The sequence below is a fragment of the Cyanobacteriota bacterium genome, assembly GCA_025054735.1.
In the GTDB taxonomy this organism is placed as follows: domain Bacteria; phylum Cyanobacteriota; class Cyanobacteriia; order SKYG9; family SKYG9; genus SKYG9.
The window spans coordinates 1-8,903 of the sequence record JANWZG010000145.1; the positions used below are offsets into that span (position 1 = coordinate 1).

Annotated in this window: 11 protein-coding genes and 1 pseudogene; 8 read left to right on the forward strand and 4 right to left on the reverse strand. The window is 50.2% G+C overall.

Going from position 1 to position 8,903, the window contains the following annotated elements:
* From NZ772_08660 to NZ772_08685, 6 genes are all read left to right on the forward strand, one after another.
* A partial coding sequence (locus tag NZ772_08660; GenBank protein MCS6813625.1) for an ATP-binding cassette domain-containing protein occupies positions 1-298 on the forward strand: 298 nt, incomplete at its 5' end.
* On the forward strand, positions 295-999 hold the full coding sequence (gene rsmG, locus NZ772_08665; GenBank protein MCS6813626.1) for a 16S rRNA (guanine(527)-N(7))-methyltransferase RsmG: 705 nt from the start codon (positions 295-297) through the stop codon (positions 997-999). The genes NZ772_08660 and rsmG, both read left to right, overlap by 4 nt.
* Positions 1,000-1,098: 99 nt before the next feature.
* Positions 1,099-1,425, forward strand: coding sequence for a carbon dioxide-concentrating mechanism protein CcmK (locus tag NZ772_08670; GenBank protein MCS6813627.1), 327 nt, complete (start codon positions 1,099-1,101; stop codon positions 1,423-1,425).
* Positions 1,426-1,667: 242 nt separating this feature from the next.
* Entirely contained in the window at positions 1,668-2,087 is a 420-nt protein-coding gene (locus NZ772_08675; protein MCS6813628.1) for a hypothetical protein, read from the forward strand.
* Between the two features lie 265 nt (positions 2,088-2,352).
* On the forward strand, positions 2,353-3,156 hold the full coding sequence (locus NZ772_08680; protein MCS6813629.1) for an ABC transporter ATP-binding protein: 804 nt from the start codon (positions 2,353-2,355) through the stop codon (positions 3,154-3,156).
* A gap of 119 nt (positions 3,157-3,275) precedes the next feature.
* Positions 3,276-3,566: a hypothetical protein gene (locus NZ772_08685; GenBank protein MCS6813630.1), complete on the forward strand. Its 291-nt coding sequence runs from the start codon at positions 3,276-3,278 to the stop codon at positions 3,564-3,566.
* Between the two features lie 5 nt (positions 3,567-3,571).
* Here NZ772_08685 and NZ772_08690 read toward each other — a convergent pair whose 3' ends face one another.
* Positions 3,572-4,210: a DUF3318 domain-containing protein gene (locus NZ772_08690; protein MCS6813631.1), complete on the reverse strand. Its 639-nt coding sequence runs from the start codon at positions 4,208-4,210 to the stop codon at positions 3,572-3,574.
* Between the two features lie 271 nt (positions 4,211-4,481).
* On the opposite strand from NZ772_08690, the gene NZ772_08695 reads away from it, so the two are divergent.
* Positions 4,482-5,825: a four-carbon acid sugar kinase family protein gene (locus tag NZ772_08695; GenBank protein MCS6813632.1), complete on the forward strand. Its 1,344-nt coding sequence runs from the start codon at positions 4,482-4,484 to the stop codon at positions 5,823-5,825.
* A 14-nt stretch (positions 5,826-5,839) separates the two neighbouring features.
* Here NZ772_08695 and NZ772_08700 read toward each other — a convergent pair.
* Positions 5,840-6,408: pseudogene (locus NZ772_08700) on the reverse strand (Uma2 family endonuclease).
* 624 nt (positions 6,409-7,032) lie between these two features.
* Here NZ772_08700 and NZ772_08705 point away from each other — a divergent pair.
* Positions 7,033-7,164 (forward strand): hypothetical protein, encoded by a 132-nt coding sequence (locus NZ772_08705; protein ID MCS6813633.1) that lies wholly within the window; start codon positions 7,033-7,035, stop codon positions 7,162-7,164.
* 103 nt (positions 7,165-7,267) lie between these two features.
* Here NZ772_08705 and NZ772_08710 read toward each other — a convergent pair whose 3' ends face one another.
* The gene (locus tag NZ772_08710; protein MCS6813634.1) at positions 7,268-7,624 is read right to left on the reverse strand and encodes a DUF309 domain-containing protein; all 357 of its coding nucleotides are present in this window, start codon (positions 7,622-7,624) and stop codon (positions 7,268-7,270) included.
* Between the two features lie 7 nt (positions 7,625-7,631).
* Complete coding sequence (gene hrcA, locus NZ772_08715) at positions 7,632-8,735, reverse strand: heat-inducible transcriptional repressor HrcA (GenBank protein MCS6813635.1); 1,104 nt, start codon at positions 8,733-8,735, stop codon at positions 7,632-7,634.
* Positions 8,736-8,903 lie beyond the last annotated feature (168 nt).

An 8,903-nucleotide genomic window follows, 5' to 3' on the forward strand; every position in this document is an offset into this window, starting at 1 on the left:
ACTTCAGGAAGTAGGGTTAGAGCATGTTTCTTTTCAAACGTCGCCCTATGCTCTCAGTGGTGGACAACAACGCCGCTTAGCGTTAGCTGTACAGCTCATTCGTCAACCCTATCTGCTGCTACTGGATGAACCAACAGCAGGACTAGATTGGTCGATGCGACGACAAATTGTGAACCTGTTGGCACGGCTAAAGCAGGAGTGGAGCTTGCTGGTAGTGACCCATGATGCCTCGGACTTGAAGGAGATTGCCGATCGGGTTTGGTACATGCACCAAGGCCAGTTGACTGATACGCCATGAACACGCCACAACTTCCCCATAGGCTTGACCTCTGGCAACACACTGTTGGCTGGCAACCCACCGTAACTCAGCTTCAGCAGTTTCAGCGCCTCTATGAGCTGATCCTCACGGCTAACCAACACCTGAATTTGACTCGGATTACCGAACCTAACGATTTTTGGGAAAAGCATCTCTGGGATTCAATCCGGGGTGTTGTCAGCACTAAGGCTGCTGCACTCTGTGCCTCACATCCCAAATCCCCAAGGGTCATTGATATTGGTACGGGGGCTGGCTTTCCGGGGTTACCGATCGCGATCGCGTACCCAACCTGGCACATAACCTTGGTGGACTCAACCCGCAAGAAAATTGCCTTCGTGGAGCGGGCGATCGCTGAGCTAGGATTGACCAACGCCTATGCCATTGCTGAGCGAGTAGAACGCTTAGCAGCCCAACCTCGGTATCAGGCAACCTATGACCTAGCTCTAGTCCGGGCAGTTGCCACGGTCGATCGCTGCGTCCACTATGCCCTGCCCATGCTACATCCGAGTGGCATGGCAGTGCTCTATCGGGGACGATGGCACCCTAGCGATACCACTGCTTTACAAGCACTAGCCCATGAGCTTGGCGCTTACCTTGCTCCGCCTGACCAGTTCACCACCCCTCTTACCCAGAGTCAACGCTGTTGCCTATACCTCCACAAGCAACCTGTGGTCGATCCCTAGTCGATGCATAAGGGGGCTAGCCAAGATCTAGAGTAGCTGCTGAATTTGCTACAGACCTCTGTACAATCGAGTTGATATATCGCTATCGAGGAATGAAGAATGCCAGTCGCTGTTGGGATGGTTGAAGTTTTGGGTCATCCACCTGCTCTTGCGGTTGCCGATACTATGGTGAAAGCAGCACGAGTCACTTTAGTTGGCTATGAACTGGTTAGTGGGGCACGGCTGACAATTATTGTCCGTGGAGACGTTTCGGAAGTCCAGATTGCTGTGGCGGCTGGGGAGGAAGCTGCTAAGAAGGTAGCGCCTCACCTTCCCAAAGAGAAGACGTTATTTTTGTCTTCCACAGTGATTCCACGTCCCCATGAAAATGTGGAAGCGGTGCTGCCAATTCACTATCGACCTGCGATCGAACAGTTTCGGTGCTAGCAAATCGGTTGATCTTTATAGTACTAAAGTATTACTATTAATAGTACTAAAGCATTAGTATGAAGATTGGTTTTGTCCCCAAGGCAAGACTACCCTAGTGCTAGTTCAAGTCACAACGACATGATGGGGTTATTGGTTTTCCCTGGCATTGTCATTGGCTCTGGCTGCTGGTCTTGTGGGCTACTAGCCCTTTGTGATGTTGTGCAGTGGGTACGATCGTCGCTGATCGCCGTGGATTAGCTATGGAACCTGGGTCAAATCAAGAGCATGGTAGCCATCAGTCCCATCCCCTATATTGGGTGATTGGTGGCATTGCCTTGGTGAGTTTGGTGTTCATGGTAGATAACTCAGTGCTAGATGGGCTACGGTCATTGTTGCGTCTTGACCAACCTGCTCTAGAACAGTGCCAAGATATTCTGCGATCGCAGGCGACCGTCTCCCGTGCCCAACTATCACAGTTACTTGCTGTGCCGCCGCAAACACGGCGAGAACATTTGACCGCGATACTGCAAACTCCCTATTGTCGCCTGTCACCGGTCACTACAGCAGAGGGCCTCACTCTAGAACGATACGCCTACCCCTTAGAGTTTGATCTCAGCGTGTGGCTGATAGTGCGTTATCACCAAGATGCCTATGTTGACTACGACTTTAGCTTTCGCTGATGGGGTTGATGTTAAGAAGGTTGATGAAAACAGCATTGCAGGGGTACAACTCCCCTTAGGCTCTACAGCCCCACGGTTAGCAGGTATGATTATCTCTGTGCATTCTAGAGTCTAGTGCATTGTCACAACTAGACTGTCGCAGTTAAATATCGGAGTTTGTAGTTGGTGCTTTAGGGCTGAAGTGCCTATTCCAGACCAAGATGTGATCTCAACATTAGGCTGTGACGTTTCACTAGCTTAGGGCAACAGGTTAGGTATCAACGTGATGACACATCCCCCATCGATCAGTGGTGAAATAGAGTTAGAAACTGTGCTTAGCGTTGATGGTGTCACTAAGCAGTTTGGTGGCCTGACAGCAGTGAACCAGGTTAGCTTCGCAGTGCAACGGGGTGAGATTTTCGGGCTAATTGGCCCTAACGGTGCGGGCAAAACTACGCTGTTCAACTTGATTACGGGGTTGATATCGCCAACACAGGGCAGTATTCGTTATCGGGGACTAGAGATCGCTGGGTTGCGCCCACATCAAATTGCTCAACGAGGCATTGCTCGCACGTTTCAAAACATTCGCCTGTTTGGCAATTGCTCTGTGTTAGCAAACTTGACGATCGCTCAGCATCTCCATACCCACAGCACCCTGCTTCAGAGCTTACTAGGGTTGCCAATTGCTCGCCGAGAAGCTCACCAAGTTCACCAGCAAGCCATGGCTCTATTGTCGCTGGTGGGGCTATCCCATCCCTATGTGCAGGCCAGTAGCTTACCCTATGGCGATCAACGGCGACTAGAAATTGCCCGTGCTTTGGCGCTTAAACCCCAACTGTTGCTGCTAGATGAGCCTGCAGCAGGCATGAACCCGACCGAGAAACGTCAACTGAGTGAGTTTATTTTGCAAATTCGCGCCCAGTTTAATTTGACGATCGTCTTGATTGAGCACCATGTCCCTCTGGTGATGGGGCTTTGCGATCGCATTGCTGTCTTAGATTTTGGACAACTCATCGCCCTCGGAGAACCAGCAGCCGTCAAAACTGATCCCGCCGTCATTGAAGCCTATTTGGGAACTGACCTAATCTAGTGTCCATAACCCATCGTCTATGATTAGCGCTGATCTATAGCTAATAACCAATGACCCTTAACCGATGACCAAGTAGTAGAGTGATAGAGGTTATCACATCGGCACAGGTTAAGGTGGTTATGTTGTCGCAGGTTTATCACGTGATTCGTTCTCGAACTGATGGCAAGTATCTGGTTGCTCGTCCCCAAGCAGATGACGATCGTCCAGAATTGTCCTACCTGCTTTTGTTCCGTGCAGACTATGAGGCGCTTAGCTACCTAAATACCCACGGTGCGGATATGCGTAGCCACTTTGCTGTGGAATCGGTGGTTGGAAACCAAGTAGCAGCGATCGTGCATCGATGGGGATTTCATGGCATTGGCCTAGTGCTAGACCCCCTCATCCCTAGCGTCGAGTTTATGTCAATCTAGCCCGTCTAGTATTCCTCTCTTGCGGATTGAGCTTTAGCCTTGGCTTTGGCAGCACTCTTGCGGAGAGCATCTAATCGAGCTTCATACTTTGCCCGCTGCCGTTTCTTGGGGGTTTGTTCAATCAGGGTTTTCAGCGCACTACCCAAACTCTTGTAGGCATTAGGCAGTGTATAGCCAAAGCGCGTTGCTAAGATGATCGCCTTTTCATCTGCCTCGATCGCCTCTTTCAGCCTCTTTGCCCCGTTGTTTTTGACATACAGGCGATAACCCGCAAAACCAGACAGGCCCAATGCCAGCAATAACAGCAAGCCATCCTGAACCCATAGTTCGCCTACGGCACCACCAAGGCCGATGGCCAGCGCTGCCATTTCCCAACCATCCCTAGGAATCGTATCGTTCTGCACACGGGCAACCTCATGCCAAAACAGCAGGTTGCGCTGATCGGTAGCTAATTGCTCCCACCGAGCCATATCAATCTGGATTTCAACTTCGTCCTTGCCAATTTCCTCTGAGGTAATTAGCGGCGGGTTGACAGCCGTGGATGTTTCCACCATGACCCAACTTTGCAACTCTGGGGGCAATAAGGACTTCAGGCGACGGAGTTCTCCCATTTCGGCTTTAGCAGAGGTTACAAACGATGACATGGCTTTGGCTCAAATCGACAGCATTAATTCAACACAGCACATTAACAGCACATTATTAGTGCTACTCTCGCAGTATAGCGATTCCAGTGGCTGTTCAGTCAACTGATCGACCACAATTTGGTACAAATGCTGGTTAGTTATGTCAGAGCTGTAGATTCGGTTGGGGAGGGCATGTTTGCATAGGCTGCATCAATATCAGAGCATTAGCGACTGATGGTTAAGGGTGAACCACCAAGTTGATACAATGCCGAGAGTGGATGTAGCTATATCGATGACCTCTAAACCCAAAATTATTGTTCTAGATGATGACCCTACAGGATCCCAGACGGTGCATAGCTGTTTGCTGCTGACCCAGTGGGATGTTGACACCCTGCGATTAGCACTACGAGATGATGCTCCGATCTTTTTTGTGCTGACCAATACACGTGCCATGGCACCTGATGATGCTGCCTGCATTACCCGTGAGGTCTGTCAGAATTTAAAGCCTGCTCTCGCTGCGGAAGGGATCCAAGATTTTTTAGTGGTTAGTCGATCGGACTCTACCCTGCGGGGACATTATCCTGTGGAGACGGATGCGATCGCTGAAGAACTAGGAGGCTTTGATGCTCACTTTATGGTGCCTGCTTTCTTCGAGGGTGGACGCTTTACCCGTGACAGTGTGCACTATCTGGTGGTCAATGGCGTGCCAACACCCGTTCACGAGACTGAATTTGCAAAAGATTCTGTTTTTGGCTATCACCACAGCTACCTGCCTGACTACGTAGCTGAGAAAACCCAAGGCCGCATTCCCGCTGACCAAGTGGAGCGATTTTTGCTGGCGGATATCCGAGCTGGAGGGGACACTACCCACGTCACACCATTGTTCAATCGCCTGCTGGCCCTCACGGGTAATCGCTGTTGTGTGGTGGATGCTGAACACCAGGCAGACTTGAACCGCTTCGCTGCCGATGTGCTAGCTGCTGTTAGCCAAGGTAAGCGCTTTTTGTTCCGCAGTGCTGCCAGTTTGTTGACCGCTCTGGCAGCTTTGCCTCCACAACCAGTAGCGGCTGAAGCCATGGCGCAATATGTGCGATCGGGCAAACCTGGTGCTGTGATTGTGGGATCCCATGTGCAGAAAACAACTGAGCAACTAACCGTACTCTTAGAAGAACCGGGAATTGTTGGGGTGGAAGTTGAGGTGGCACAATTGGTGGCAGGTGATGATGGTGGGCGATCGTCCCTGCTAAACCATGTTCTCCAACATGTCCACACTATCCATGCTGCGGGCAACACGCCAGTAGTTTACACAAGTCGTCAAGAGCTGACCTTTCCTGACAGTTCCACTCGCTTAGCATTTGGTCAGCGAGTTTCTGCCCTGCTGATGGATGTTGTCCGGGGACTTCCGGCTGATATAGGCTTCCTGATTAGCAAAGGCGGCATTACCTCTAACGATGTTCTCAGTAAGGGGCTAGCACTCCCCACCGCTCGTCTACTAGGACAAATTCTCGCTGGTTGTTCAGTGGTCATGACACCACCTGATCATCCCCGCTTTCCGAACCTGCCTGTGGTGCTCTTCCCTGGCAATGTCGGCGATCGCCAAGCTCTTGCTACCATCTATCGCCGTCTACGACCCTAACCAAGTTCCCCAGCTTAGGCAAACAGGCGAGCAACTGGACACACAAACTCTGGCAATAGGGGTGAGGTCAGGTCGTCACCAACCAACAGAGTTATAGTCACCTTCAAGGTGCCCCCTTGCCGCTGATAGACCTCGACCTGCTTTAGCCGCCAGTCCAGGATCCAATATGTCTGCACTCCTCGTTCTGCATAGAGTTTCAACTTGGCTTGCCGATCGCGACGCTCATCGTCTGCCCCAGGTGACAGCACCTCTACCACTAACTCTAGGGAAACAGTTAAATGTCCTGAATCATCCAAGCCAGTTGCCAACCGCTCCTTGCTAATCCACACCACATCAGGAATGACGTTATCAGCTTCGCTGAAAACTATCCCAGGAGTCTGCACTGTTTCACCTAAGCCAGTTATTAACGACCAATTTCTAAGTTCTGAGGCGGTATTGGTAGTTGCTTTTTGGTGTCCCCAATGCGGTGCTCTGTCACCAATAACACTCCATCAATAATTTCATAGCGGTTGCTGCTGTCAGGCAACAGCTCTAGGTCTGAAGTTGTCCAGCGAATACTATTGTTAATAACGGGCTGGCTCATAGAACTGCTCTTACCATATTTCCAGGGTAAAGGTGCACTAAAAAATGCGTCACTTGTCTATCTATCACCCCACATGGTAGGGCAAGTCGGGCATATTCAAACGCTGCTGTGTCAAAAGATCAGGTGTAACCGATGGTTCCTCATTCACCTCATTCATTCCTCATTCACCTCATTCAAGGGTGAGGGTCATCGCCAATACGCCCTCATCCCCCAGCCCCTTCTCCCAAGCTGGGAGAAGGGGAGTGAATCAAAGTCCCTCTTCCTGCTTGGGAGAGGGATTTAGCGATTTTACTTCCTTCGATGCTTCCTTGCTTGTTAGAAAATAGGAGTTTCAAGCGTTTTGTCAGGCAACCAGTGCTATCCTCCACCTAGGGGAGAAAGATTACGTTACGATCGCCTACAACGTTACATGGATTTGTATGACAGGCACTTAGTCATCATCTACGTGCCTCACTACTGTTCAGTATCCCCAAGCTATTATCGATCGGGCTGAGCGCTCTATTTGCTGTGCTCCCTTCCAAATGCCGCTGTTCATTCAGCTCTGCCATACTGCCGTTGCTCTGCAAGAGATTACAGGCGCGGCTAGAGGAGCTAAAGGCTTACTGACGGGTATTACCAGAACTAGTGGCTAAGAACCACTGGCTATGGCTCATCCAGATAGGTATCTTGCGTCGTGAAGTCGATAGGCAAGGACTGACTGATAGTTTTCGTCTGACACCCCTAGGCAAGCGACGGGTAAATGTATGGCAAGCATAGGGATTTCGGGCCATCCCAGCAGCAACTACGGGCGATCGCCTGCTGAACATAGCAGCTTATTGGCTCCAGTTCTGGCTATGAGTTAGTCCCATATCCCGTCAATTTACAGGCGGCTGATGTGGATAGGACTGATCTGATCGTAGGGCTTTCCTTGCTGCAATACCCTTAGAAAGAGTACTGATTGGTCAAGCAGGTTATTGACATCAATGCCACTGTAATCAGGACAGTAGCGTTGCAGTCGGTTATTACCCTCACCTAGCAATATCATGGCTCCTCGCTGGTTTTGGTTATGCAGATGATACAATGCCACTGCAATCTGCAAAATACCTTGGTAAAAGGTGCGTTCAGGCTCCGCTGCCTCCATCCACAGTGCCTCTAGGGTGTCGTGGCAGGCGTAATAGTCCCCTCGGTTAAACTCATCAATGCCTTGCCAAAATACTGATGGCGGTTCACTAGTCATGGGCTGCTTATCCGCTTAAGGCATCTGAGAGGAAATCTGCTGTAGCTTCTACGAAGGCGATCGCATTCTCGTACATCATCCGAGTCGGCCCCAACAGCCCCACACTGCCTACGGGCAAGTTACCCCGCTGATAGGTAGTAGACACCAGAGCACAGGTGCGCATTGGTTCTAGGGGATTTTCTGCCCCAATGCGGATGGTGACCCGACGATCGGAAGACTGCTGCTTGGGCGCAATTGCCTGTTGCCAGTCAAAAATCAGTTGCCCGACCTGTTCCTGCTCTTCTTCCAGCAAGTGTAACAGAGCTTGCACTTGATGCAATTCAGAAAATTCTGGCTGGCGCAACACTTCTGATACACCACTGACCAAGATTTGTATGGATTCTGAGGGCTGGCAAGATTGCAACACCTCTGCCATAAGCTGCCGTAAAAAGTCAGCATAGTGAGAGAACTGCTGATCGATTGCCTGCCAGTCTAGGGTGGCCAAATCAGCTAATGAGCATCCGCGCAATCGACTATTGAGGAAGTTTGATAACACCTGTAACTCATGCTCAATCAACTCTGGATTGCTAGCTTGCTCTTCTGACTCTAACAGTTCCGGCAACGTCATGAGTACCGATCGCGTCTCATAGGTATCTGTCACTATCACCAGCATCAGTCGATTACTGTCCAACAACAGCAACTGCAAGTGGTGAAGCCGTGCCGAGCTAGTTTGAGGGGTGGTAATAAGGGCAATATAGCCACTCAGGGTAGATAGTAACTGGGCCGATCGCCGCAGTAGCACCTCTAGGCTCCAACGCTCTGCCCTTAACTGCGAACCGATCGCCTGCTCAGCTTGTCGTGATAGTTGCTGAGAAGGCGTAATCAGATGATCGACATAAATCCGGTAGCCTGAGTCTGAGGGAATTCGACCTGCTGAAGTGTGGGGTTGGTAAAGCAACCCTATCTTCTCGAGCGCACCCATGGCATTCCGAATCGTAGCAGGGCTGACACTAAGGTTATACTCCTCAACCAAAGCCTTGGAGCCAACTGGTTCTGCCGTCGTAATATAGTGACGCACAGTTGCCCAAAGAATATGCTGCTGGCGGTCTGTAAGCGTTACTGACAGAGACATTAGACAACACTAATTAAACTAATTAAAGACGATACTAATTAAATTGAATGATCTTAAACTGCTAGAAACATTGTTTAACCTTAATTGTAACCACTCAGGCTCAAAAAAAGTTGTATCTAGTTACAGCACGAATATGTCCTTGTTAAGGATGCATGTCCCTTCCAAACG